The sequence below is a fragment of the Rothia sp. HMSC066H02 genome, from assembly GCF_001814995.1.
Lineage (GTDB): Bacteria > Actinomycetota > Actinomycetes > Actinomycetales > Micrococcaceae > Rothia > Rothia mucilaginosa.
Genome location: NZ_KV818683.1, coordinates 94,272 through 120,792, shown reverse-complemented (window position 1 = coordinate 120,792; position 26,521 = coordinate 94,272). Strand labels below are relative to the sequence as shown.

At 56.1% G+C, this 26,521-nt stretch carries 21 protein-coding genes and 1 tRNA gene; 5 read left to right on the top strand and 17 right to left on the bottom strand.

What is annotated here, in order from left to right:
- Positions 1-4: 4 nt before the first annotated feature.
- The 9 genes from HMPREF2999_RS04710 to HMPREF2999_RS04670 form a co-directional block, all read right to left on the bottom strand.
- Positions 5-913, bottom strand: coding sequence for a glycosyltransferase family 2 protein (locus HMPREF2999_RS04710; protein ID WP_070676143.1), 909 nt, complete (start codon positions 911-913; stop codon positions 5-7).
- Entirely contained in the window at positions 906-2,234 is a 1,329-nt protein-coding gene (locus tag HMPREF2999_RS04705; protein WP_246823077.1) for a hypothetical protein, read from the bottom strand. The genes HMPREF2999_RS04710 and HMPREF2999_RS04705 overlap by 8 nt, the downstream gene beginning before the upstream one ends.
- Positions 2,231-3,358 carry a glycosyltransferase family 4 protein gene (locus tag HMPREF2999_RS04700; protein WP_070676141.1) on the bottom strand — a complete coding sequence of 376 codons (1,128 nt, stop codon included), beginning with the start codon at positions 3,356-3,358 and terminating at the stop codon, positions 2,231-2,233. The genes HMPREF2999_RS04705 and HMPREF2999_RS04700 overlap by 4 nt, the downstream gene beginning before the upstream one ends.
- 17 nt (positions 3,359-3,375) lie before the next feature.
- Complete coding sequence (locus HMPREF2999_RS04695; protein WP_070600621.1) at positions 3,376-5,619, bottom strand: N-acetylneuraminate synthase family protein; 2,244 nt, start codon at positions 5,617-5,619, stop codon at positions 3,376-3,378.
- A 90-nt stretch (positions 5,620-5,709) separates the two neighbouring features.
- Positions 5,710-6,438: an acylneuraminate cytidylyltransferase family protein gene (locus HMPREF2999_RS04690; protein ID WP_070676140.1), complete on the bottom strand. Its 729-nt coding sequence runs from the start codon at positions 6,436-6,438 to the stop codon at positions 5,710-5,712.
- Positions 6,438-7,532 carry an RNA-binding protein gene (locus HMPREF2999_RS04685; protein WP_070676139.1) on the bottom strand — a complete coding sequence of 365 codons (1,095 nt, stop codon included), beginning with the start codon at positions 7,530-7,532 and terminating at the stop codon, positions 6,438-6,440. The genes HMPREF2999_RS04690 and HMPREF2999_RS04685 overlap by 1 nt, the downstream gene beginning before the upstream one ends.
- On the bottom strand, positions 7,525-8,091 hold the full coding sequence (locus HMPREF2999_RS04680; RefSeq protein ID WP_070676138.1) for an acyltransferase: 567 nt from the start codon (positions 8,089-8,091) through the stop codon (positions 7,525-7,527). Before HMPREF2999_RS04680 ends, HMPREF2999_RS04685 begins: the two co-directional genes overlap by 8 nt.
- Positions 8,082-9,080, bottom strand: a complete 999-nt coding sequence (locus HMPREF2999_RS04675; protein ID WP_070676137.1) for a CgeB family protein — start codon at positions 9,078-9,080, stop codon at positions 8,082-8,084. Before HMPREF2999_RS04675 ends, HMPREF2999_RS04680 begins: the two co-directional genes overlap by 10 nt.
- 257 nt (positions 9,081-9,337) lie before the next feature.
- Positions 9,338-10,258 carry a glycosyltransferase family 2 protein gene (locus HMPREF2999_RS04670; protein WP_070676136.1) on the bottom strand — a complete coding sequence of 307 codons (921 nt, stop codon included), beginning with the start codon at positions 10,256-10,258 and terminating at the stop codon, positions 9,338-9,340.
- Between the two features lie 194 nt (positions 10,259-10,452).
- On the opposite strand from HMPREF2999_RS04670, the gene HMPREF2999_RS04665 reads away from it, so the two are divergent.
- Complete coding sequence (locus HMPREF2999_RS04665) at positions 10,453-11,415, top strand: alpha-1,2-fucosyltransferase (RefSeq protein WP_070676135.1); 963 nt, start codon at positions 10,453-10,455, stop codon at positions 11,413-11,415.
- A 622-nt stretch (positions 11,416-12,037) separates the two neighbouring features.
- On the opposite strand, the gene HMPREF2999_RS04655 is transcribed toward HMPREF2999_RS04665, so the two are convergent.
- Positions 12,038-13,846 carry an ABC transporter ATP-binding protein gene (locus HMPREF2999_RS04655; protein ID WP_246823076.1) on the bottom strand — a complete coding sequence of 603 codons (1,809 nt, stop codon included), beginning with the start codon at positions 13,844-13,846 and terminating at the stop codon, positions 12,038-12,040.
- Between the two features lie 723 nt (positions 13,847-14,569).
- On the opposite strand from HMPREF2999_RS04655, the gene HMPREF2999_RS04650 reads away from it, so the two are divergent.
- Entirely contained in the window at positions 14,570-15,697 is a 1,128-nt protein-coding gene (locus HMPREF2999_RS04650) for an arsenate reductase/protein-tyrosine-phosphatase family protein (RefSeq protein ID WP_070676132.1), read from the top strand.
- 137 nt (positions 15,698-15,834) lie between these two features.
- Here HMPREF2999_RS04650 and HMPREF2999_RS04645 read toward each other — a convergent pair whose 3' ends face one another.
- The 3 genes from HMPREF2999_RS04645 to HMPREF2999_RS04635 form a co-directional block, all read right to left on the bottom strand.
- A complete protein-coding gene (locus tag HMPREF2999_RS04645; RefSeq protein ID WP_070676131.1) occupies positions 15,835-16,815 on the bottom strand; it encodes a ribose-phosphate diphosphokinase in 981 nt (326 codons plus the stop codon).
- Positions 16,816-16,835: 20 nt separating this feature from the next.
- Entirely contained in the window at positions 16,836-18,290 is a 1,455-nt protein-coding gene (gene glmU / locus HMPREF2999_RS04640) for a bifunctional UDP-N-acetylglucosamine diphosphorylase/glucosamine-1-phosphate N-acetyltransferase GlmU (protein WP_070676130.1), read from the bottom strand.
- 87 nt (positions 18,291-18,377) lie between these two features.
- Positions 18,378-18,448: transfer RNA gene (locus tag HMPREF2999_RS04635), tRNA-Gln, on the bottom strand.
- 232 nt (positions 18,449-18,680) lie between these two features.
- On the opposite strand from HMPREF2999_RS04635, the gene HMPREF2999_RS04630 reads away from it, so the two are divergent.
- From HMPREF2999_RS04630 to HMPREF2999_RS04620, 3 genes are all read left to right on the top strand, one after another.
- Entirely contained in the window at positions 18,681-20,525 is a 1,845-nt protein-coding gene (locus tag HMPREF2999_RS04630; RefSeq protein WP_070676129.1) for an ABC-F family ATP-binding cassette domain-containing protein, read from the top strand.
- Positions 20,526-20,675: 150 nt separating this feature from the next.
- The gene (locus HMPREF2999_RS04625) at positions 20,676-21,158 is read left to right on the top strand and encodes an acyltransferase (RefSeq protein WP_070676128.1); all 483 of its coding nucleotides are present in this window, start codon (positions 20,676-20,678) and stop codon (positions 21,156-21,158) included.
- 1 nt (position 21,159) lies between these two features.
- On the top strand, positions 21,160-22,101 hold the full coding sequence (locus tag HMPREF2999_RS04620) for a glycosyltransferase family 2 protein (protein WP_070676127.1): 942 nt from the start codon (positions 21,160-21,162) through the stop codon (positions 22,099-22,101).
- A 79-nt stretch (positions 22,102-22,180) separates the two neighbouring features.
- On the opposite strand, the gene HMPREF2999_RS04615 is transcribed toward HMPREF2999_RS04620, so the two are convergent.
- The 4 genes from HMPREF2999_RS04615 to HMPREF2999_RS04600 form a co-directional block, all read right to left on the bottom strand.
- Positions 22,181-23,374 (bottom strand): glycosyltransferase, encoded by a 1,194-nt coding sequence (locus tag HMPREF2999_RS04615; RefSeq protein ID WP_070676126.1) that lies wholly within the window; start codon positions 23,372-23,374, stop codon positions 22,181-22,183.
- A 76-nt stretch (positions 23,375-23,450) separates the two neighbouring features.
- Positions 23,451-24,452, bottom strand: coding sequence for a GHMP family kinase ATP-binding protein (locus HMPREF2999_RS04610; protein WP_070676125.1), 1,002 nt, complete (start codon positions 24,450-24,452; stop codon positions 23,451-23,453).
- 68 nt (positions 24,453-24,520) lie between these two features.
- Complete coding sequence (gene rsmA, locus HMPREF2999_RS04605) at positions 24,521-25,393, bottom strand: 16S rRNA (adenine(1518)-N(6)/adenine(1519)-N(6))-dimethyltransferase RsmA (protein WP_070676124.1); 873 nt, start codon at positions 25,391-25,393, stop codon at positions 24,521-24,523.
- A 38-nt stretch (positions 25,394-25,431) separates the two neighbouring features.
- Positions 25,432-26,253, bottom strand: a complete 822-nt coding sequence (locus tag HMPREF2999_RS04600; protein ID WP_070676123.1) for a glycosyltransferase family 25 protein — start codon at positions 26,251-26,253, stop codon at positions 25,432-25,434.
- Positions 26,254-26,521 lie beyond the last annotated feature (268 nt).

The following is a 26,521-nucleotide window of genomic DNA, read 5'->3' as shown; positions in this document are numbered from 1 at the left end:
CCTTCTACTCCTTCACCAGCTTACGGGCGGGCACATAATTCTTACCAGAGTATTTGATACTTCCACGGATACGCCCCAACGAAGCAACCCAGGTAGCAACATCACGACGAGCAACCTTACGTTGGGTCACAGCCTGACGCAGAATATTCAGCAGCTGCTGAACGCTACCAGCCACAGTAGACTTCAACGAATACGTTGCAGAATCATACTTGGGGAAACGGCGGGCCATCAGCACACGTCCCACACCCAGCTCGTACTTCTTACGGATAGAGCTCTTCCCCTCCGAGAGAGTAAAGCGGATCTCTGCTTCAGGGATAAAGCGCATCACGCCGTCAGCTTCCTGATGGCGCCACGAAATATCCACATCCTCATAGCCGTAGCGAGGAAGAGACTCATCGTAGCCGCCAATTTCGAAAAAGCGTGCACGGGTAATGGCACAGTTACAGTTGCCCACATGCGGCAGATAAGCAGTTGCAATCAAACCCTTACCAAAGGCGTCGGGGCGGGGGGTGCCGTTAGCATCAAAAGCACGAATCCAGCCACCCGCCAGTTCCTTGTCCTGCACATCTGAAAACGCCTGAACCCACTGAGGAGATACTTCATCATCAGCATCGCAGAATGCCAAGACCCTACCGGATGCGGCACGTGCGCCAGCATTACGGGCCGCGGGAATACCCGGAGTTGCGGAGGCGTCCACAACCTTGACCGTGAACTTATCCTCTCGGGGTTCCTGAGCCCACGCTTCCATAACGGCACGGGTGTCGTCCTCCGAACCGTTGTCTACCAAAATCACTTCGTACGGAAGCTCAGTTTCCTGGTTCTCCAGAGCCTTAAGCTGGCGAGGAAGAGTCGATGCCGCGTTCAGCGCGCAAATAATGACGCTCACTTCAGGAGCTTGATTAGTCTTAGACATTTTCTTCCTTCCACACCGACGCAGCGTGTTGCGACTTCTCTTCAGCATCACGAATTTCAATTCGCTCGTCGAAGCCTTCGATACTCGCCTCATCGTGGCCAGTGCCCAAACGCTGTTCGCGTTCAATCAACAACACGCGCAGAGCCAAACCACAGACAACGGCCCACGGCCAGGTGTAGAACACTTCGCCCAGGCGAGAAGCACAAATCATGATGGCGACGCCAGCACCCTGCACGACGTAGAACTTTGGCGGCAGAGTCTTCTTATCGCTAAACACGTTCACGATAAAGAGCAGGGTAATGGTGACAACCAGGATCATCCATGGCCAGCCACCCTCAATCAGAGCAGACCAGTACGAGTTATGGAGGAACCAGGTCTTCGAACCGGTATGAACCAGGTATACGTATGCCTCACCCAAGCCCTGGCCGAAGAAGCCAGTTGCCTGAACTTTGATTTCAGATGCCTGGTCAATCAGCGAACGAAGCGCATCCGTACCGGTACGATCTGCGAAGGCACCGGACTGTGCGTAGTCACTGGTCAAAATATCAATCAGCCAGTACAGGGCCACACCCAAGGCGATGCGACCGAAAGTCTTCAGACGGTTCGCGATGACAATCCAAATCAGACCCGCAACATACGCCGCAATAGAGGTACGAGAACCCGTAGCCCATAGCAGACCGGAGAAAACAACAATAGCCCCGATAACTTCAATTTTGTTACGGGCAAAGCTCAAAATGAGCAAACCGAAGAGGCAATACACCAGACCCGAGAAGTTCTTGTCACCCAACCAGCCGGTCAGATAACCAAGATAACCAGTTGACGGGGCAAAACCCGCAAAATACCCTACCGCGTTGAAAAGAATCGCAGATGAGTACCCAAGAACAATAGAACGGATATGCAGACGCCCAGCAGCAATAGCCCAAATCAATACCGTTGCCGCTACAAGACGCAGCAAACGACGCGTCCAGTCCGATGCGTCCTCAGAGTGAACACCATTGATTGAAACGAGTGCGAGGTAACCCATAGCAACAAACATGATGGCGCGCAGACCCGAAAAATGACTCACGTCAAAAGTCGGCTTACGAGTCAGACCGTACAGCGCCAGCAGAAGAATGATTACCTGGTTAAAAGGCAAACCAATACCCGGTACCGCGTCACCAAAAAGCAGAAGGAACGCCATAATGAACTCGGGCATTCGGATCTGGCTACTCTGATGGCGGAGGTAATCGCTACCGCGAGACACAGCTTCAGAGAAACGCGAAACTTCCGACTTCTCAGCGGGCTCATTCAAGTGCGCGTAAACCTGCGAAGTCTGGCTCATAATCTGCCTCCTCGAAGTACACGTGCGTAAATATCAACCGTCTGAGCAGCCATCTGCTCATTCGAGATCCAGGTGAAAGACTCAGACTCGCCCTTCAGCAGCTGCTGGCGCATAACCTGCAGAACATCCTGAGTCAGGGTTGCACTCTGGCGGTCCACCAGCTCGTCGGCACCCAGAATCTCCGGGTTGCCGCCCACAGCGGTAGCGACCGTCTTCAGGCCGGCTGCCTTAGCATCCAGCAGAGTGTAGGAGCAGTTCTCCCACACCGACAGCTGAACAATCATGTCGCTACGGCCCATCGCCTCAATCGGGTTAACGAAACCGCTGAAGGTCACCGATTCCCCCAGGTTCAGGCGCTGTGCCTGAGCCTGCAACTCGGACGCCAAATCGCCAGAGCCCGCAATCTCAAGATGAGCCTGCGGGTAATCAGCACGAAGCTGTGCAAAAGCATCCAATAGCACGTCGATGCCCTTCTCAGGGGACAGACGGGACAGCGAGAGAATACGCGGGCCTCCCTCTGCGGGAACACGCTGCTGCTCAACAGCCGCATGCACCTCGGGGATATCCACGCCGTTGTACACCAGCTCCACGCCGCGAGCGCCCCACTTGGCACGCATCTGATCAGCAGTGGAACGGGAAACAGCAATCGCCTGGTCAGTGCCCCACAGGCGCACACGGTGTACGGTCTCCATGAGCTTAGAACGCCAGGAGCTACCGTGGTACACCGAGTCATTACCGGCGATACCGTGTTCAGTGGTCAGAAGCTTCGGCACGCAGGTGCCGCGCTTAATCACGCTACGGATACGCAGAGCATTCACCACGGCGGTCGCTACAACGTCCGCATATGCCAGGTGGCTGTGCACAATATCCGGGCGGAGCTGCTCAATAGCCTTCTGCAGAGAGGTAAAGGAAGTCTTAAAACCGTAGTCGGGACCGAACTCAGCCTTGATGACGGTGACGTCCAGTTCCTCAAGGCGGCTCGTGAGCTTACCTTCGGGTGCGAGAACCACCAGGTTAAAGCCGGGGAGCCCGGCACGTGCCATATCGACAACGTGCCGAGCTACTCCACCAAAATCGGGAACCGGAACGACCCACAGGGCAGTGGGAAATCCGTTTGAATTCATGAGTGAGTGTCTACTTTCTACAGCCACTTCTCGAGGCGGTCCAGTGCGGTGAAGAAGCCCTCACCGTTATTGATGTGGCCCTGCCAGATTTCGGGAATGAAGGATGCCTTCGGTGCCAGCTCACGCAGCTGCTTACCCAGGGATGCCCAGTCGACATCGCCTTCGCCGACCTGAACGCCCTCACCGTCAACGCCGGTGCCGTCCACCAGGTGCAGGTGGATGGACAGCGGTGCCAGCTGCTCAACAGCCTCCGACAGCGGAATGTTCAGGAAGTTGCAGGCAAGCATGGTGTGGGAGATGTCCAGGCAGAGTGCGGTGTCGAATGCACGCGAGAACTCTGCGGTGTCCTTCGGGTCCAGGAACAGGTTGTGGTACTGCTGACCACCCATCAGCCAGGGGTACGGGGGCAGAGTCTGAGCCGCCAGGCGAACGCCAGATGCGTCCAGACGCTTCAGTGCCTCACCGATACGCTCGTACTTCTCAGCACGTGCAGCAGCGGGGATATGCTTGTCCTTGGTGAAGCCACCCATGGTCACGACCATGACCGGGTCCTCGTCTACGGTGAAGTAGCGGGTCAGGTCACGGGTGATATCGATGGTGCGCTGAACCTCAGCGATGGAGCGCTCCCACACCTCGGGGTCCTTCGATGCGAGGTCCACCAGGAAGTCGCCTGCGAACAGGTCGGGCAGGTGGGTGGTGAAGCCCATGTCCAGCTTGGAGTCAAAGACGTCGTCGATGTTGATCTCGAGGTCCTTGTAGGAGAAGTGGAACTCCAGGAAGTCCGGCTTCGCCTCTTCAATCAGCGGCTTGTAGTCGTGGTAACGAACCGGCAGACCCCAGGGACGGTCGAACTTGAAGTCGCGACGGGTCACCAGGTCGTCCTTCAGGTCACCCTCGAAGAAGAACGAGCCTTCTTCAACGTCACGCTGCATGGTGCGGCCCAGCAGCTGCGGCAGGTAGTTCGGCTGCAGACCACGGCCGGGGGACTTCACAGCAACATCAGCCTCGGTCACGACCTCACCCTTAGCGATGTGGCGGGTAGCAACCAGGGACTTTGCCAGGTTCACGCGGTTCATCAGCTCACCGGTGGACACCTCACGAGGAGCAGCAGAACCGATAGCGGCCTCAACCTCACGGATCTGCTGAACCATTGCCTTGAATTCCTCAGGCAGCAGGGAGACGGTGTGGTCGTTACCCTCGAGGGTCTTGTCAGTGGTGAAGTGCTTCTCAATGATCTTCGCGCCGCGAGCAACAGCAGCGATCGGCACGTGGTAGCCACGCTCGTGACCGGAGTAGCCGACCAGGCACTGACCAATCTCAGCCAGGCGGTCCATGTACGCCAGGTTGACGTCCTTGAAGGGTGCCGGGTATGCGGACTGGCACTGCAGCAGAGCGTAGGATGCGCCTGCGTTACGCAGCAGGGCAACGGACTCGCGGATTTCCTCTTCACGGCTCATACCGGTGGAAACCAGCATGGGCAGGCCGCGGGAAGCCACGTCGCGCAGCAGCTCGTGGTTGGTCAGGTCAGCAGACGCAATCTTCATACCCTGGATGCCGTAGTCAACCAGCGCCTGAACGGAGGGTGCGTCCCAGGGGGTGCACATGATGTCCATGTCGTGCTGCTTGACGTGGTCGAAGACCTCGTACATCTGGTCAACGGTCAGGGAGAAGCGGGACAGCAGGTCCAGGGTGTACTGAACGCCCAGGTCCTCACCTGCGGTTGCCGCACCGCGCTGGCGGTACAGAGCGTCCATGTCGCGCAGCTGGAACTTCACAGCGTCCGCGCCGGACTCAACAGCCAAATCCACCAGTTCCTTAGCGAAGTCAACGCTACCCTGGTGGTTGTTACCAATCTCAGCAATGATGAAGGAGGGGGAATCCTCGCTGATGGTGTGCTTACCGATGCGCAGAACGTCCTGCTCGTCCATTGCCAGTGCCACGAGGTGACCGCGCTCGTCGGTCAGCGGCACGTGGTTGATGCCCTTCGCGAAGTATGCGCGCAGGGTCTCGGGATCAGCGTCAGCCGGTGCGGTCTGCGGGTTGGTGTTTGCAGCGTCCAGGGCGCTGGTCTCCAGGGATGCAGTGGGGTTAGCAATCAGCCAACGACGGAAGTCGCCGTCAGAGAGCGAACCGCGCAGGATGCCGGACTCGTTCACCAGGAAGATGATGCGCTGGCCGTTAGCAGAAATCTTCTGCAGAGCGTTGAGAATCGGGTCTTCAGCGAAAACCACGTAGGGTGCAATGTTGCGTTCAATAATCACGATTTTGACCTTTTCGTTTGAGTGTTTAGTTGAATGCCTGAGTGCCGGTCAAGCCGGGAGCAGCAGACGAGGTACTGCCGCTGGTGAAGGCTACTTGCCTTCGGCCAGGATCTGAGTGAGCTGATGCTCTGCCACGGAGAAGTCAATCGGTGCGTCAATGTCGACGCCCTCGACCTCGTCCAGCATGAACAAGTCAATAGTACCGCCGGGGTAGCCCGCCAGGCGGTTGTGGTGGTCCATGTACACGTGGGTCTTAGTAATGTACATCGAACCGTTCTCGCGGTAGCGGAAAGTTTCCTTGGTCAGCTCCTGGCGGCGCGGGCGAGCCATAATCTCGAACGCCGCGGTGGGCTCACCGTCAGCGTGCCAGGTCCAGATGAACGGACCAATCGGAATCACGCCGACCATGGAGTCCTTGCCGTTCTCCGCGAACTGGCGGACCGCACGAGCCAGAGTGCCGGGCAGACGCACGGGGCTGGTTGCCTGTAGCAGCATGACTGCATCGGGTGCCCAACCGTTTTCGGTGTAAAACTCGATGGCGTGCTCGATGACCGGCTCGGTTGCGGTGGTGTCTTCAGCCAGGTGTGCCGGGCGAATGAACGGCACCTCCGCACCATACTCACGGGCGATATCAGCCAGCTCAGCATCATCGGTGGAGACGACAACACGCAGCTCGTGCTCGCCGGTTACTTCTTCCTTAGCAGCCAGTGCCTGCTCGATGGTCCATGCAACCAGCGGCTTACCCGCGATGGGGCGCAGGTTCTTACGCGGAATGCCCTTCGAGCCACCGCGCACGGGGATGACGCAGAGAATACGCATTATGCCTCCAAAGTTTCAATCATAAGTTCAGCGATACGCTGTGCCGGTTCCTTCTTCGGCTGAACCGGTGCCGGGGTCGGTTCCTGACCCCACTGGTTCATGCCGTAGCGGTCCCAGAATTCCACCAGCCATGCCGGCGGTGCCGGGTGGTAAACCCACGCCGGGATTCCGCGGATTGCAGCCTCCAGAACACCGGTAGAGAAGATGGACACCACCGGGTTTGGTACCTCGTTCAGCGGGGTACCGGAACGGTCAATGCGGATGCCTTCCTTCTCCCACAGCTGGTGGGTCAGCACCGACAGCTTATCCTTCTCGCTCGGGTGCGGGCGGTAGCTTCCACCAAACTTCTTCAAGAAAGAGTGAGAAGCGTACGCGAAGGATGCGCGCGGCAGTTCCGCACCGTGCATCTGTCCCAGGAAGATCGGTTCCAGGTCGTTCTGCTTCTGCGCCTCAGCACCGGCGGCCTTCTGTGCTGCAAGGTAGAGCAGCTGCGAACCCACCGCGTGAGTGGTGACGTCGCGGCGACCCGATACCCAGAACTGAGCATCAGCTTCGCTGAAAGCCAGCAGGGTGCATCCAACCGGTAGCGGCGGCGCCTGAGGCACCAGCAGGCCGTGCTGAACCATCCAGTACTCTGCGCCAATTGCACGAGCGTACTCGTAAGCTACTGCACCGCGGCTGAGGAACTGGGCTGCAGAAAGCACAATGCGAATATCAGGCAGGAGGCGCATCAGCTCATCGCCGGAGATCTCCTGCTCAGACCAGTCCTTGCGTGAGTAGCGCTCGCTGGCGTACTGTCCGTCCAGGTAATCGCTAGCGTCCTCAGGAACCCACAGGGCAACATCGACAGCATCCAGGTGCTTGAGAGGCTCCAAGATTGCATTGCGGTTCGTCGGAGAGAACGAATCCATAACAATCAGCACCTGAGGCTTAGTACCGCGAGTGTACAGAAGACCGCGTACAGGCTCCTCCGCAACGGTCCGAGAACGTGCGGAGGCAAGAAGCGAATTCAGCTTGTACATAGCCCACTTCAGCTTCTTCTGACGCCTCTGCCAGGCCTGCCAGGCATCCAAATCCAGAGGGTACTTAAGCATCCTGTTTTTCCCCCGAACGGACTCGAATAACGGTAGCCGGGATACCCACAGCCACAGCATTAGCCGGAATATCGCGGGTGACCACAGCTCCAGCACCAATCACAGCACCGTCTCCGATGGTGACACCACCGAGCACAGACACATTCTGACCGAGGAAAACGCGATCGCCAATCACGATGTCGCCACCGGGCTGCACATCGTGCAGAGAGTCCAGAGGGTGCTCGCCAGAATTGACCATCACATTGTCGGCAAAGACACAGTCCTTACCAATAGTCACATTCGACAGAGCGTGAATATGGCTACGGTGACCGACATAGGTGCCAGAACCAATACGCAGAATACCGCCGGCTTCAGAAGCAATCCACGCATCCTCGTAGATTGCAATCTGCTCACCAAGGTAGATGTTCTCTACACCGACCATACGCAGGGGGCGGACAAGAACAGTACCCGAGCCGAAAGAGCCGAACGCTCGAGAGTACAGGGTCTTGCCCAGCAGGTCTGCCATGTGCCAACGCACGCTCGGCATCTTGGTCACAATCTTAGAAAGGTTTAGGCCCATAGTTGCTCCAAAATCTTTACACGCTGATCGAAGGTGTGCTCAGCCAGAGTACGCTTCTGACCGGCTTCACGAATCTGACGAGCCCACTTCGGCTCACGGAAAATACGGGTACAAATCTCGATGAGCTCATCAATGCTCTCGTAGACCAGAACCTCTTCGCCAGGAATGTAGTAGCGATCCACATCGGCACGGTCAATCACCTGCAGAGCGCCCACGCCGGGAGCCTCAAAGGTACGCATGGTGAAACCATCCTGATTATTGTGGATATTCAGCGTTGCCGGGGAGGACGCCATAATGCCGTACGCCTCAGAGCGGTCAATATCGCGACCTGCGGGTACGCCGGAATCCTTGAACTGCTTAGTGCGCAGAATATCGTAGGGGTGACGCGACCAAGCACGACCGTAGGCACGCACCGGCAGACCGGCTGCGACCAGCGCCTGCAGGGTCTCCTCACGGTTGGGGTACTTAGCGCCCACGAAGTTGATGGAGTCCTCACGCATGGGGACAACCGGGCAGTGGGTGTCGTAGGCGTTGGGCATGTCGAGCACCTCGAAGCCCTGCTCACGCAGGTGCTGCGCGTCCAGCGGGCTGTAGCTTGCCAGCGCGCCCAGGTGGTGCAGGTCCTCTTCGGTGTAGCTCATGCGGCGCATTTCGTCGTAGAGCCAGGTGCCGTAACGAACACCGGAAGTCTCCAGCAGGTCCCACCATTCGCGGGAGAGCATATCGCCCTTAATGACCAACACAATATCGGGGCGGAATTTGTTGAAAGCGTCAATAGCCTTACGAGTAGCCTGAGCAGCGAAGCTTTCGGGGCGGTACTTCTCGGGCAGCTCGTGGGCAAGCTTGTTGAGGATGCGCTCGGGCAGAGTACCCGGCGCATCGTAGATGTGGGTGCGCACTTCGTATCCGTGCACTTCCAGGGATGCCTGAATTGCCTTCCAGTACCCGTGGAATGCGGGTGAGAGCAGTAGAAGTTTGGGCTGAGTCATATGAGGATTGAATCCTGTCGGCGTTTGCTTGAGAACCCGCAGGGTAGAACCGTGCGGTGCTATGTGTTGGAGTGAAGAGGAACGGAAAGTTTCACCTGCAACTTGAGGCAAAACATACCTATTGAAATTTTACAACGAAAGCAGGAGACGACACACTCGAGTGCACTGTGTCGCCTCCTACGTTCTATATGCACCTTCTGACGAAGAGGGCTAGAAATCTTGCGGAACTGCCGCTGTAGATTCCGCACGTTTCGCGCCTAGTTCTCGCGGCGCTCTGCCTTGGCGATACGATCCAGCTCGGTGGCGAGGAAACCACGAGCGTCCACGTCCTTATTGCGCAAACCGCGCACCGAGTTCACCAGGAAGTTCGCGTAGCTGGTAGCACGCAGAGCAGCAGCGAGCTTCTTCTCCCAGCCCCACTTGTCGGCATAAATGAAGCGGGCAGTGGTCAGCCACTGTACACGGCGCTCCGAGGGCGAAGACCCGCCTCCCTCGTGGGTTACAGTCACCGAAGGAATCAAGTAACGGTCCACGCCAGCGTTCGAGAGGCGGTACTGGAAGTCCACCTCTTCGCTGTTCATGTAGAAACGCTCATCCATGCCACCGATGCGGTTGAAGGTTTCGCGAGGAACTACCATGCAAGCACCCATAACCCAGTTGACCTTCGCGTCCGAGGTGCCGGTGCATGCCTCAACATCGTGGCCAACGCCGCGGTGCCACCAGTTGGTCGGCTTGAAACGAGCCAGCGGGGTGAACCATTCCCACGCCACGTGCGCTGCGGTGGGGAACTTGCGTGCCACCCACTGCTGCTTGCCGTCGTGGCCAATAATCTGCGGGCTAGCCAGCACCTCGCCGTGGCGTTCCACGGCTGCGAGCATGCGCGAGACGAAGGTGTTATCCAGTTCCAGGTCGCTGTTGAGGATGAAAACCCATTCACCGGTCGCGGCAGCAACACCGGAGTTCACAGCCTTACCGAAACCACCGTTGACGGGGCGGCGAACCACGGTTACGCCCTCAACCTCGGGGAAGGGGGTGGGAGAAACATCATCAGAGACAATAATCTCGATATCGGCGGGGTCAATACCCTGCTGAGCACGCAGAGTATCAATAATGGCGAGAACCGGTTCGGGCTCGCCGTAGAAAGGAATAACCGCAGAAACGCGGGGAGAGAAGGTCATGTATTACAATCTTTCTTGAGTGAGAGGGATGATAGACCGCACCATAACGGAGGCTTTATCGTCCTTAGGATTATACAACTTCACTACTTTTTCAGCTGTACTTTTCAACTAACTGTGCAGCGGATAACTGTGTAGCCGATAAATACTCACCCACTATCAACTCGCTATCTTACACACCCGAAGGGGACCTTCTCGTGGCTTCTGAGACCCGCGCCGTCAATGAATCAGAAAGGGTTGCCGAATATACCGTTCAGCAACCCGCCTTTAAACGCGTTATCAAGGCGACTTACGATTCTATTCGCCACAAGTACCTGGCGGAATACATTAACCTTCTGCGTCGTGGCGAAAAGATTATTCTTCTCTCCTCCCCGATTTCCCGTGGAGGTAATTGGCTGTACCTGTGGGCTCGTGCCGCGACTTTGCGCCATCGAAGCACCGACAAGGCTTCCCTTCTCTACAACCCCGGGATGGAAGCATGGACTGAGGAGTTCCCAAAGCTCGCGTCCATTACTGCTCCTGAGTCAGAGTACGGATTCTTCACTCGCCGTAGTGGTTACTTCCCCGCTGATATTGAGACGGATATCAGCGAAGAAGATTTGCACTATTTTATTCGCGAATATCTTCTTTCTTCAGAGACTTTTAGTGAGCGCCTCGCGAAAATGCAGAATGTGGTAGATGAGAATTCTCTCGTTATTAATATTCGCCGTGGCGATTACTATTCCGTACCTCAAATTAATGAAGTTTTCGGAATTGACACGGTGACATACGTGGAGGAAGCGGTGAAGAATCTTCAGGGTACCGTGACTCCTTCAAAGATTATATTCGTATCGGATGACCTTCAGTGGTGCAAGGAAAATCTCTCGCATTTGAGCTCGGTTGCCCCCTGCATTTTTGAAAAGCAGGGCTCTGACATGTTCGATGACCTGGCCCTTGTGGCCAGCGCCCCTTACCTGATTCTGACCAATACGACTTTCGGTTATTGGGGCGCGTATATCGGGGAGTTGCTGACCCAGAAGATTGTTCTTTCCCCCGATATTCACCAGCTAATCTCTACCGATGCTCGTGTCTATCAGGAGCGTCCGCAGATGCACCGCGCCCGGTGGGTACCTATCAGCCACCCCGAGAAAAAGAACTGGATTTCAGGAGAGGCACAATGATGTCTAAAACTACCCTGCTGACAACGGCAAAGGAGCTCCAAGCGTAAGCTCTTTGTTCAGAAGGTCGACTGGGAAAAGCGCCGCAAAGCCCATGCTATCCGCAATAGCCCAGAATTCGCGCAGCGTTATGCGGCCCTTGAACAGACCTTCACTCGCACAGAGCTTCCTCGAGGTCCTTTTATCTGAGGCGTCACAATGGTCAAGCATGAAGCAGATATTATCGAGTAGACGATTCATCATCTACTAAACAAAGGTGTGGAGTATATTCTAGTTGCAGATAATGGATCCACTGACGGCACCTATGAGCAGCTTCTACAGGAACTCAGTAAAACTCTGCCGGTCTATGCGATTCAGGACCGAGAAGTAGCCTACTACCAGTCAGAAAAATGACTTGGCTTGCAGATCAGGTCACTGAGGCTGGTGCTGAGCAGATTGCGCCCTTCGACGCAGATGAATTACGAAGTTGCCAATTTGCTGGAGAAACAAACAAATACGGGACTCTAGACGTACCTACGTGACATACTTAGAACTAGATATATAGGTTGGGGGCCTCTCGTCAATCGACGAGAGGCCCCCAACCTATTCAAGGTTTCTACCCGTTACAGGGTAAATTAACCAGTACTTACTCAGGCAGCTGTCCCAGCTTCACCAGGTTAGCGAATTCAGCGTTGGCTTGTTGCACCTCAACAAAAGTACCCTGATTAGCAATCTGGCCCTTGGAGAGATAAACCAGCTGATCAACATTGCGAACCGTTGACAGGCGGTGAGCCACGATAATGACCGTAATGTCCTTAGAAATACGCTCGATGGTCTTCGTAATCTTGTGTTCGGTCTCGTTATCCAATGCGCTAGTTGCTTCATCCAGAATCAACACGCTCGGGTTACGGTACAGGGCACGGGCGATACCCAATCGCTGCTTCTGACCACCCGATAGGCGAGTTGCGTTATATCCAAGTTTAGTATCCAGACCGTTTTCCAAAGACGCTACGACTTCAGTCAACGCTGCAACCTCAAGACAGTACTTGACACGTTCCACATCAATCTCATGAGGCTCAAGACCGAATGCGACTGCTTCAGCTACAGTGCAATCCGCTATAAAGACATCCTGAGGCACATACCCAATACGCTGATGCCAAGAACGCAAATCCTTCTGAATCGGCTCACCATTCTTGAGCACCTGTCCATGGGTCGGAACGATAAGACCCAAGATAAGGTCAATTAGAGTCGTCTTACCCGAGCCAGAACCGCCCACAAAAGCAATTGAAGAGCCCATCGGGATATCCAGCGTAATGTTATTAAGAACCGGCTTATCACCATCCGGGTATTGGAAGCTCAAATTGTCAACCTGAACGTTAATCGGTTCAATGGTTTTATTGATGTACTCATAGCCTTCCGGAACGACAGGCTTAGAAGCCAACACAAACATTCGACCTTCAGACGAGAGCTGCTTAATCTCCTTCACAAGTTCATCGCTGGCATGCTCACCAGCACGGATGTTACCAAGGGATGCCACCATACGAGTATAGTTTGGCAGGATTCGGATACAAGCACCCGCGAAAAGAATCAGATACCCAGTGCTGTCTGCGCCCTGAGTTGCGCTCATAAATGCAAGAAGACCCGCAATACCCAAGATAAAAATAATCTCAAGGGTATACTTAGGAAATTCCGAAAGGAAAGCACTACGCATAGAAGCACTTACCGATTCCAGACGCTTTTCCTGGTAACGATACATGTAACGATCAGTCGCATCGTACAGACGAACCTCACGGAAGCTGTCTACCGACTCAACCATCGCAGACCATGCACCCTTAGTCGCATTCAGGACAATAACACCCTGTTCACGGTTCTTACGCTTAAGAACGCTCTGCAAAAAGAAGGATGTTAGCCCGAAATAAACCATTGCCAGCAACGCTGGAACAGGCATAATAACCAGCAACATGACCATAAGCATTAGAATCGACAGCAATTCACCGATAAATCCTAAGACACCGCCGACATAGGCACCGTATGCTTGGGCAGTAACATCATTCACCGCGTTATAAATTGGGGCTGCGCCACGCTTGCGGTGGTCCAGATAAGGCTCACGAATGTACCGATTCAAGAGGGCTAACGACACCGCGCTCTGCTGAGTACCAAGAAAGTTAAGACTCCAGCGACGGACGACCAGCGAAAAAACGCCTTTAAGTACAAACGCAGCAACAAGAGTCAAACCAAAGATAATAATCAAGGTCGGAGTATCTGGGTTGCCAAAGAAATTAGAAACTTCCAAGATGACACCCTCACGAGGAGCTCCCGTAGCAAGGTTCACCAGAGGAAGCACCAGCGCAACACCAAGCATCTCAAACAGCGACACAAGGAAAAGGCCAATGATATTGATGATGAGGAGCCTGAATTTCTTACCTGGGAAGAAAAGTCGGATCTTAGAGTACACACTCTTCACGATAAAACCTGCACCTTCTGCAGATAGCAATCCGCAATAGAACAAATAACTTGAATGCGAGAAGAAGCATTACAGTATCTACAATAAATTCAGAGTCTTAATCCAAATTTTACTATTAGATACAAGGTTAAGCCTTCAACAATAAACAAGTTTGAAATAGATATTCCAAAATTCAACATTCTGCACCATAAACACCGTTTCTGGTGCCGTGAGCCTGTTTAACTTCTACTACCCACCACAGAGGGGCACGCTCTCTCCGAGCCTCCCTCGCTAGCGTTGTATGGAGAAGAGAAGTGTAACAAGCTACCAAGAAACCCGTTAAATCTCAGCATCTTTTACCAAAAGACGGATCTCGTGTTTGCAGATGGAACTGAGGTTTCGTTGCGAGAAGGTTCATGATGCCTTTCTCGACCCGCCATGAATTGCAGACGGGCCCGTATATTTGAGGAGTGATGAGTAGAGTCTAGGCATAATTCTAGCATGCAGGCTTTCCTTAGGTTTGGAGAGCTTTCTGTACTTTAGGTCATTTTTAAACGGATGTTCCTACGAATATTGTTGCTCTCCGACATACTTGTAGGGTATTCGCCACACATAGGAAAAGGAACCATTGAAGGTGCAAGTAACTCGGTATGATAGATACTATTCATTCAGCAAACCCAGCACTTCCGGCTTCCCTGTTCACTGTTGGGTACGTCAATTAGAAAAGGCTTTTTGATGGGCATCTTCAACATCAAGTCCCTCAAGGACAAGTACGCGTGGGGCTCCTCCGAGAACAAAACGAACCCCGCAGAAACTGCCGAGGACCAGCAGGCAACCGCCGCCTCTCCCTCCGCAAATATTGCTGATGGAGTCCGCTCCCTCATCAAGAGCAACCCCGAACTGGCAGGCAAGAACCGCCGCGGGGTAACCCACACCATCACCCCCGACGGTTCGCTCCGCGAAGCCATCGAGGACTACGAAGTCCGCTCCCCCGCCGCAGTAGCTTCCCAGGAAGTCACCCCTGAAGAAGAGCTCAGCGCCGACGGCACCGCCTCCGTTTCCGCACAGCCCCTCACCCACACCAATATTGAAGCAGCCCCCGGTGACATCCTCGATGTAGACGGCAAGCCCGCAGGACCCAGCATTATCCGCGTGGGTCAGCACAACGCACCTACCGTTGATGCCGAAGAGCTCGCCGACCCGGAAGAAGCCAACAGCCAGAGCGCAGGAAACGCGCTGCCCTCCCCCGCTACTAACACCCGCGGCGAGCGCACCCCGCTGTTCAAGCTCTCCCCCAAAACCCTCGATCGTGCCGGTAGCACTAGCGGTGACGGCCCCTTCGAAGCTGTCTTCGTCTGCACTGGAAACATTGCCCGTAGCGCATCCGGTGAGGTCATCTCCAAGCACCTTGCCGCAGAGTACGGTCTGGAAGACAAATGGATTTTCTCCAGCGCAGGCACCGGCGCTCTCGTTGGCCACGGCGTCTACGAACACATAGCCAACGAGCTCATTGAGCGCGGCTACAACCCGGAGGGCTTCGCCTCCCGCCAGCTCAACGAGCAGATTATCGAGAACGCCACCATCATCCTGGTCGCTGAGAAGGTACACGCCGACTGGATCGTGCGCGAGTGGCCCCAGCACCACGCCAAGATTAAGCTACTCAAGCAGGTTGCACGAATCCGCGAGGATGCACGCCGCGCCGAACCGCTGTCCTACCTCTACTCCTACGGTGCCCGCCCGCTTGATAGCGACAAGCTGGAAGACCCCTACCGCCGTGGCCCCGCAGCAGCGAAGGTTGCCGTGGACGAGGTAGAGCAGTCCCTGCGTGTGATTCTGCCCTGGCTCGCACAAGCACACCGCTAAGCACGCGGCGCTAAATACAGCACTAACCCGGCTGAAACAAATCTCTGTTCCAGCCGGGTTAGCTTTAGCCTCTATCACAAGAAAGTCCCCCCACCGACCACGGTCAGCGGGGGACTTTCTTCACGCTTTGAGAAAGCTTAGTGATCGAAAATCTCGGTCACAGAGCCCTCATCGAAGACCTCGCGAATAGCGCGAGCGATCAACGGAGCAATGGAGAGAATAGTCAGGTTATCGAACTGCTTCTCTTCCGGCACGGGCAGGGTGTTGGTCACGACAACCTCTACAGCACCGCACTGGGACAGACGTTCAGCAGCCGGATCGGACAGAACCGGGTGAGTAGCTGCGATGATAACTTCCTTCGCACCCTTGTCCATGAGGACCTTCACGGCGCCAGCAATGGTGCCGCCGGTGTCAATCATGTCGTCAATCAGCACGCAGGTACGGCCCTCGATGTCACCGACAACAGTCTTAGAAACAGCCTGGTTGGGGACATTGATGTCGCGGGTCTTGTGCACGAATGCCAGAGGTGCGCCGTCCAGCAGGTCAGCCCAGTGCTCAGCCACGCGGACACGACCGGTATCCGGGGACACAACGGTCACGTTGGACAGGTCGTCCACGCGCTCGCGGATGTGCTTAGCCAGAACCGGAATTGCGAAGAGGTGATCAAGCGGACCGTCGAAGAAGCCCTGAATCTGCGAAGTGTGCAGATCCACGCACATCAGGCGGTCAGCACCCGCGGTCTTGTACAGGTCCGAAATCAGACGTGCCGAGATGGGCTCGCGACCCTTGTGCTTCTTGTCCTGACGAGCGTAGGGATAGAAGGGAGACACCACGGTAATGGAACGAGCGGATGCACGCTTGAGCGCATCAATCATAATGATCTGCTCCATGAGCCATTCGTTGATGGGTGCCGGGTGCGACTGAATCACGAAAGCGTCCGCACCGCGCACCGACTCCTCAAAGCGAACGTAAGTCTCGCCGTTGGCGAAGGTGTATGCGGAGGTGGGCAGCAGGTCGTGATCAAGTGCCTGCGCAATCTCCTCGGCAAGCTTGGGGTGTGCTCGACCGGAGACCACTACAAGCTTGCGCTCACCGGGGTTGGTAATCTCGCTACTCATGGTGTTGTTCTTTCCTCGAATTAGGATTCTGCCGGTTCCTGCGCGCCAGCAGCCTTAGCGGCTTCGGCGGGTTCGGTACCAGCACGGTTCTTCAGAACCCAGCCATCGATGGTGCGCTGGGAAGTCTCAGAGTAGGCGAGGGCGCCCGCAGGAACATCCTTACGGATCAGCGCGCCCGCGCCGGAGTAGGCACCGTCACCGACGGTAACAGGTGCGACGTAAATACCCGCGGAGCCCATGCGAGCATGAGCACCAATAACGGAGCGGCTCTTCACCAGACCGTTATAGTTCGCGAAAATAGAGCCTGCACCAATGTTTGCGCCCTCACCGATGGTGGCGTCACCAACGTAGGACAGGTGCGGAATCTTTGCGCCATCACCAATCTGCGAGTTCTTAGCCTCGCAGAAAGTGCCAAGCTTAGCGTCCTTGCCCAGGGCGGTACCGGGGCGCAGGTATGCGAAGGGGCCAACAGTTGCACCTTCACCGATGACAGCACCAAAACCGTGCGTGCGGATGACGGTAGCGTCAGCCTCGACGGTCATGTCAGTCAGGGTGGAGTCCGGGCCAATGGTAGCGCCGGTAGCGATGGTGGTGGAGCCGTGCAGCTGCACGCCGGGCAGGAGGGTCACGTCATTCTCGATGCGCACGGTCACGTCAATCCAGGTGTTCTGCGGGTCGACAATGGTCACGCCGTTACGCATGTGAGCCTCGAGGATGCGGTTGTTGAGCATGCGGCCCAGCTGAGCCAGCTGCACACGGTCGTTAGCACCCTCAACCTCCCAGCGGTCCTCAATGGCCAGGGCGGAGGTACGGTGGCCCTTCGAACGGGCGATGGACAGCACATCGGTAATGTACTTCTCGCCCTGAGCGTTATCGGTGGTCACCTCAAGCAGGGCTTCGCGCAACACGTCGGCGTCAAAGGCGTAGATACCGGAGTTGATCTCGGTAATCTCGAGCTCTTCGGGGGAGGCGTCCTTCGCCTCGACGATGGCGGTCACCTCGCCAGCCTGGTTACGCACGATACGGCCGTAGGAGCCGGGCTCGTCCATGTGGGTGGTCAGCACGGTGACGGAGTTCTTGTCCTGCTCGTGGAAAGCGATAAGCTCGCGCAGAGTCTCAGGACGCAGCAGGGGCACATCGCCATAGGTCACCAGCACGGTACCCGAGACGGGGGCCTGCGCATCCAGAGCATTCAGGCCGACCTCAACGGCGCGACCGGTGCCGGGGATTTCGTCCTGGTCAACGATGGTCACGTCGGGGTCGAAAGCGAGCACGTGCTCGGCGACCTTGTCGCGCTGGTGGCGCACCACTACAGCGAGGCGTTCAGGGTTCAGATCGCGTGCAGCAGCGACAGCGTGCTCAACCATGGATCGACCACCAATGCCGTGCATGACCTTGGGGGTCGCGGACTTCATGCGCGTACCAGCGCCTGCGGCGAGAACAATCACTGCAGAGGGTGCCAGTTCAGTGTTCACTGGGAAGACTCCTTAGACGAGGTTGTAAGAGTGAGGAGTGAGCGCGGACCGCTAACTCTCTATCAACGGTGCCGTTGAGTGCTTACGCTCCGCCACTAGGACTCGAACCTAGACAAACGGCTCCAAAGGCCGCTGTGCTGCCATTACACCATGGCGGATTATCCATACATTCATATGAGTTCCCGGCTACGGGTCCCCATTGTCATTGACCGCCATTTTGGGCATAGAACAGCGCAATGCAGGAAATGCTTTCCTCAGTTTATCAAATATCTGCCCTTCACTAAGCCGCCCACCCTGCAAAACCCACCACATTTCTCGACACTGCAGTAGCCCCTCATCAAAGCTTGGAACGCTACTTGAACTGAAGACTCACCCTGTACCCTAGAAGGCGTGGCACATCTACTTGGCGGCGAATCGCTGCACCTCGAATTCCCTACCCGAACCATCTTTGAGGGCATCACGGTCGGCCTGAACGAAGGCGACCGCATCGGCATTGTCGGTCGCAACGGCGACGGCAAGTCCACCCTCATGAAGATCCTTGCCGGCCGGCTCGAACCGGACTCCGGCCGCGTTACCGTGCGCGGCGGCACCCGCATCGGCTACCTTGACCAGTCCGATGTCCTCGACGACGACCACACCGTCGGCTACGCGATTGTGGGCGACACCCCCGAATACGAGTGGGCCTCGCAGTCCCGTATCCGCGATGTCATCTCGGGCCTGGTCTCCGATCTGCCCTGGGATGCCCCCGTCTCTTCGCTCTCTGGCGGTCAGCGTCGACGCGTAGCGCTCGCCTCCCTGCTCGCGCAGGAGTGGGACGTGCTCATGCTCGACGAGCCCACCAACCACCTGGACGTTGAAGCCATCACCTGGCTCGCTAACCACCTGAAGTCCCGCTGGTCCAAGAATGCTGGCGGACTCATGGTCGTCACCCACGACCGCTGGTTCCTCGACGAAATCTGTACCGATACCTGGGAGGTGCACGACCGCATCGTCGAGCCCTTCGAGGGCGGCTACGCGGCGTACATCCTGCAGCGTGTGGAGCGTGACCGTCAGGCAGCCGCAGCGGAGGCGAAGCGTCAGAACCTGATGCGCAAGGAGCTCGCTTGGCTGCGCCGCGGTGCGCCCGCGCGTACCTCCAAGCCGAAGTTCCGCATTGATGCCGCCAACGCCCTCATTGCGGACGTTCCGCCGGTGCGTGACACCGTGGAGCTGAAGAAGATGGCGGTCTCCCGCCTCGGCAAGGACGTGGTGGACCTCGAAAACGTCTCGGTCACCTACGACGACCCCTCGATGCCCGGCGGCAAGCGCCCGGTGCTGAAGAAGGTCACCTGGCGTATTGCCCCCGGCGAGCGCACCGGCATCCTGGGCGTGAACGGCGCGGGTAAGTCTACCCTGCTCTCTCTGGTGACCGGCGATCTGAAGCCGACCGAGGGCCGCGTCAAGCACGGTAAGACCGTAAAGATTGCGACCCTGACCCAGCAGCTCGATGAGCTCAACGAGGTCGCTAACGATCGCGTCTCAGATGTGATTGGCCGCAAGAAGCGCAGCTACATTGCCGATGGTAAGGAGCTATCCCCCTCGCAGATGCTGGAGCGTCTGGGCTTTACGAGCGCGCAGCTGTCTACCCCGGTCAAGGACCTGTCGGGTGGTCAGAAGCGTCGCCTGCAACTCATGCTGATTCTGCTGGATGAACCGAACGTGCTGATTCTCGACGAGCCGTCCAACGACCTGGACACCGATATGCTCGCAGCCATGGAGGATCTACTGGACACCTGGCCCGGCACCCTGCTGGTGGTCAGCCACGACCGTTACCTCATGGAACGTGTGACCGATCAGCAGTACGCCGTGATTGACGGTTCGTTCCGTCACCTGCCCGGCGGTGTGGACGAGTATTTGGCGCTCTCTGCAGCCGGTGCTGGCGGTTCTGCCGCCGGTAGCGCGCAGGCCCGTTCCACCGCCCTGACCCAGAAGGCTTCGACGCAGGAGGCTGAGGCACCCGCCAAGCCGAAGGTTTCCGGTGCCGAGCAACGTGCAGCACAGAAGGAATCCGGCGCGATTGAGCGCCGTCTCGCCAAACTGTCAGCGGAGCAGGAGAAGCTCTCCGAGCAGATGAGCGCGCACAATGCCTCGGACTACGCCGGTTTGGCGGCGCTCGGCGAGCAGCAGCAGGCACTTCAGGATGAGATTGACGAGCTAGAAATGCGCTGGCTCGAACTCTCCGAACTACTCGGATAGCACCTGCTTTATGTGCCATATGTAACAGCGGTTTTCTCTTCTGTTTCTGCGGGATACCACCTCGTTCCGGGGCGGTATCCCGTTACTATAGGTAGTAGCTTTTAACACTTTTAGGGACCAAGTTTCCCGCCCACCCTGATGAAGGTATCTATGCTCAACACTCTCAAACAGCTCAAGCATCAGCATTTTCTGAAGCAGAAGACTAAGCGCCGCGCGGCACGCATCGAAAAGTTCCGTGCCTCCGGCGTCACTATCGGTGACGGCACCTACGTGCACCCCAGCTCCGAAATTCTTCCCGGTGCCCAGATTGGCTCCGGTTGCTGGGTCAACCGTGACATCTTTATCGACCGTGCTGCGCAGATTGGCGACCGCGTCTACCTGGGCCCGCGCGTCACGCTGTGCACCGCGAGCCACGAAATGGGGCCTTCCCGTCAGCGTGCCGGCGAGAATATTGAGGCTCCCATCGTGATTGGTAATGGTTCTTGGCTCGGTCAGAACGTGTCCGTCATTGCTGGTGTCACCGTCGGTGCCGGATGCATGATTGCCGCAGGTGCCGTGGTGGTCTCCGATTGCGAGCCGAACGGCCTCTACGCAGGTGTTCCCGCCCGACGTATTAAGGAGCTCGGTGAATAATATGAGCGAACATTACACCTATGATGCTACCGTCGTTATTCCTGTCTACAACGGTGCCGCATTCATTGAAGGGCAGTTACAGGCGCTCGCGGCACAACAGACTAGCCGCTCTTTTGAGGTGGTTATCAGCAATAACGGTAGTACCGATTCTACGGTTAAAATTGTTGAGAGTTTCAAGGCACCTTTCCCCCTGCGTATCGTTGATTCTAGTCAGCACCAAGGGATTTGTCATGCGCGCAATGTAGGTGTCCGTGAAGCTCGGGGCAAAATTATTCTCTTCTGCGACGCAGATGATTACGTAGAACCTGGGTGGCTTGAAGCCCACCTGGTTGCTCATGACCAGCATGCTCCAGCTCTCATAGCTGGCGCTGTACTACATGGAGATAACCCCCTGGAAGCCCTTGCAGCATATGGTATTGCTACGGACGAAGACCAGCGTCTCCGTAAACATTCTGGTGAGTTAGAACCTTCCGACATGCTTACCCCATACGCTGGCTTCCGTCCCTCAGCCGTAGGGTGTAATTTCTCAGTTCCTCGCGATGTCTATTTGGATCAAGGAGGCATGGATTTAAGCTATGTAGGTGGCTCCGAGGAAACAGACTTCACCTGGCGTTTGATGGATGCCGGAATTCCCATGTACAAAGCATCCGCTGCCCTCGTAAGTTACAAACTACGTACAACCCCCCGCGCGATATTCCGTCAGCAACGCAATTATCAGCGTAATAAGATGCTCCTCTGGACACGCTTTAAAGCTCAAGGAATGCGTGGATCTAGCCTTAAGTACTCTATCGTAGCGTTCTTCAAGGCTCTTCCTCTGTTGGTTTCTCCCGTAACCCGACTCGAAGGCGCACGCCTAGCCGGCGGTAATTTAGGTGCTATTCAGGGAATCATCAAGTATCGCATTTTCCCCGCTCCAAAGCGTCAGCTCATGAATAACCGCTAATCGCACATCAAAGAATGCCGGTTCTAGAATGAATCTAGAACCGGCATTCTTCTATATAAGCGTTCCTCAACGCTTGCAGCTAACGGTGAATAGACTCAAAAACTTTCTCCCAACACCGAACAATATATTCAGGAGAGAAAATAGAGGACTTCTCAACACACAAAGCAGATTTTTTAGCTCGCAATTCATCATCACCTATAGCCAAACGCAACTGCTTCGTTAGTGCCTCAACACTACGTTCTTCAGCAAGGTAGCCAACTTCAGGCAAATAGTCCAACAATAGGTAACTGGAGGGGTAAGAAACCAACGGTGTACCAACGCGCATGCTCTCTTGCAAAGACATAGGGCCACCCTCAAAATCAGAGGCACCAATGGTCAACGACGCTTCGGCATAGGCTTCAAGTACCTGCTGGGAGTTCAACGGTCCGCCCACAACAATGCGTTCGGCAAGAGCCGGCTCCAGCGAAGCAACACGGTCCTTGATTTGCTGTTCCACATCCTGACTACCGCCACCGTTGAGTTTCAGAACCCACTCGGGGAACTCCTGCGCACACGCAATGAAGCTCTCCAGAATGCGCATGAGGCCTTTCTCCGCACCATAGCGGCCAACATACTGAATAACTGGCTTCTTCTGCTGAGCTACCTCCAGAACCTTCTTCTGGACTTCAGGGTCGATGAAAGCGTTAGGATTAGAGACCGCGTCAACCGGGCGCTTCAGCCACTCGGCAAAGCGCTCCGCATCTCCTTCAGAAAGCGCAATGAAGGAGTCATAGTAGCGCCCGATATCCTGAAGGGTCTTTTCACGAGTCGTACGGTGAAAGCTATCGAAAGCGCTATGGAACTCGTAGAGGTATCCGATTCCCTGCTTCTGCTCCTTGCGCGCGTAGTCCACCAGATATTCAGCGATATCGGTCATTGAGGTCAAAATAACGGTATCTTTACCCAGCGAGCGCAGGTAACGGCGGGTGCGCACTGCATTATAGCGGTCCCACAGGGCGGTAAACGCCTTCTTAGCCGCCAGCACGGCACCCAGCGGTCCGGGGTTGTTGTACACCAGCTTGTTATGGGTGGTCTTCGAGACAAGTGAACCAGAGCGGATCACAAAATCAGGAGTCACTGCGTCAGGGTTATCTCCTACGTTGTCGTAGAGAGCCAGGTAGCTAACGTTATACCCTGCTTCTTCGAAAGCCCTACCCAAAATCCTGTTAACGGTCGTAATACCTCCGAGAAGGCTAAATCGGTCCTGGGCAATAACAATATTTTCAACCTTCATAAGATTCTCCCTTTCCACCAGAGAATACTAAAGTCAGTGAGTGATAAATCGTTATCTAGTGTGACAGATAGAAAAGCTATGCACTAGTCACTTCGGTAGCTACGGCGTGGTAGCCCGTAGCACGAAGAGAAGAAGCAAGAGACTCCGCCCGATCCTGCGAAGAGGCGAGCAGAAGCACCGTCGGACCGGAGCCGGACACCAGGGACGCATACACGCCCTCGCTATCGCGCAGGTTCAGGGTCTGTTCCAGCTGCGGAGCACACGAAAGCGCGGGAGTCTGCAGATCGTTACGTAGCATCGGCGCCAAGGAGGCGAGCGCCGCTTCCGAACCGTCATAGGAGCTTAGCGCGGACAGAAGCTCTGCGGGTTCCACCAGCTCACCGGAGGCGGGGTACAGTCCCGAGGCGCGGCCGGTATCCAGTTGCTTGAATACGCTGGGGGTGGAGAGGCCAAACTGCGCGGCGACAATCACCAGGTGCAGAGGTTCTCGAGGCGCCGCAACGTTCTGCAGCTCGGTACCGGTCCCCTGCCCCAGGGCGAGGGCCTGCCCGAGCGCGGCGCGCACGCTAAAGGGAATATCGGCGCCCAGCTGCGCGGCGAGACGTTCATAATCTGTCTGGGTCAGCAGCGCACCGGTGCGGCCGGTCGCGTGCAGGTAGCGGTCCGTAGCAATGAGGGCGGCCGCCGCGTCCGCTGAACCGCCCGCCATACCGCCTGCCACGGGCACAGCCTTCGCAATATGCAGGTGCAGTGCCGGGACAGATTCGATACCGTGCTCCGTAAGAATCAGCTCGGCGGCACGGTACACGAGGTTCCGCTCATCCATCGGCACAGCGGCAGGGTCGAACTGCCCCGCCTGCATCTGCTGATCCACCAGGGAGCCGGGCACAATATCCATGCTCAAGCTCAGCCCCGGAGCCTGCCCCTCAGAGACCGTGATGGTCTCCATCAAAGAGACCGCCGCAAAAAGCGTAGTCAACGGGTGGTAGCCGTCCGGGCGGACATCCCCCACAGCAAGGTACAGATTGACCTTGCCGGGAGCATCAACTGAAATAGCGACCTGGGAGGCGGTACTCATCAGCGCATACACCTTTCGCGCGGAAACTCGCGTGAGAACGTCAGTGAAAAATTTAGAGCGGGAAGAAGCTACTCCGCTACAGGCTCAGCCGGGACAGTCAGCGAAGCCTCCGCAATGCGGATAAAACCGTGAATATCCAGCTTCTCGCCGCGCTCCGTCGGAGCGATACCGGCAGCCACCAAAATCTGCTCCGCACGCGCACCCGAGCCCGCCCAGGAGCTCAACGCAGCGCGCAGAGTCTTACGGCGCTGAGCGAAGGCCGCGTCCACGATCGTGAACACCAGGTCGCGGTCAACGGTAGAGAGCGGCTCTTCGCGCATGCGGAAGCCGACCAGGCCAGAGTTAATCTTCGGCGCAGGCCAGAACACGTTCTTGCCAATCACGCCCGCCTTATACACCTCGGCATACCAATTAGCCTTCACCGAGGGCACACCGTAAATCTTCGAACCGGGGGTCGCCGAAAGACGGTCGGCGACCTCGTCCTGAACCATCACCAGGGCGTGACGGATACTCGGGAACTGCGCAAACAGGTGCAGAAGCACCGGAACCGCCACGTTATACGGCAGGTTCGCCACCAAAGCATCCGGAGTGCGAGGCAGCTCGGTGACCTTCAGAGCATCCATGAGCACCACGTCAATATCGCTAGCCTTCTCAGGGCGGAACTTCTCAATCGTGTGCGGAAGCTGCTGCGCCAGCGGCGGGTCAATCTCAACCGCCACCATGTCCTTCGCAGCATCCAGGATACCGAGGGTCAACGAGCCCAGGCCCGGGCCAACCTCCAGCACCGTCTCCTCCGGTGAAATCTCTGCCGCGTTGACAATACGACGAATCGTATTGGGGTCAATCACAAAGTTCTGCCCAAGAGTCTTCGTAGGACGAATACCAAGCATCTCGGCAAGCTCACGAATCTCAGCAGGGCCGAGCAGGGGCAGATCGTTCACGGTGTTCCTTCGGTAGGTGTAGGTTTCTACATTCCAGGTTACCGTGCCAGGCGGCGCTTCACATCTTCAACGGTAGACAGCAAGGCGTTCTTAGCGTTGGCCAAACGTGCCTTCGGCGCTAGCAAAACACGCAAGCGACCAATAATGTTATTAGCTTGCAGACCCCTATACAGCGTTTCAACGTGGCGAGTACCGAGGTCCTCGATAAGGCTAGAGCCTTCCCAACCGCATAGGCCGGGCTGTACGTAGCGCACGTCGATGCCCCATTCCTCGTACAGGGGGTAATCATCAGCCACGGTACCCGGCGTTCCCTTATCAAAATTCTTCAGAAGAAGTTCAGCACCGGAACGCGAAATTAGGTATAGACCAGTACCGGTCAAGCGGGTCAGACTGTACTTCCCGCCCATACGGTATTTACCGTATACGAACGGAGAGAGCAAAGAGATACGAGGATAATTCACCCGCGGGTTCATCTTACCCGCTTCGAGCGCGAAGGCATCACAGAGAATAACCATCTGGACTTGCGGATACTTAGCAATAATATTCTGCACTACGGGCTCAGCATCTGCGGAGATAATAATGTCATCCTCAGCAATGAGTGCCCAGTCAGCATCACTTGCTAGAAAATCACGCCACATATTCAGGTGGCTGAGCATACATCCTCGTTCGGCGTTTTTCGGGTCACGATGCCAACGGGATCGAAAAAATTCGACATCAAATTCTTCATCAGTGACGTGGCCGTCAAGGTTATCTACGGCAGAGTAGCGCACAAAATCTTGGGCAGGCGCACCCGCCGAATAGAAAGATTCAAAGCGATTCTTATTGTCCATACCAAGGACGTATTTTAGGACTTTTGCCATGATGTTCCCTTTTCTGTGGCACGCCCATACAGCCTTAGCGTGAAACGACATGAGCCCTGCATGAGTTACCAAAGTATTGACTCGACAACAACATATACGGGGCACGCCGAAAGCGCACGCGTATTATAGCATAATGCCTAGTCAATGAGTGAATGATATGTATAAAATAGCCTATCACCCAGCCTAAGATAGTCCCAGCAACTGGTACACAGTTTCCTGTTATGTCTCACACTTTGTGCACAATCTCACACACAAAATCTGAAAATAC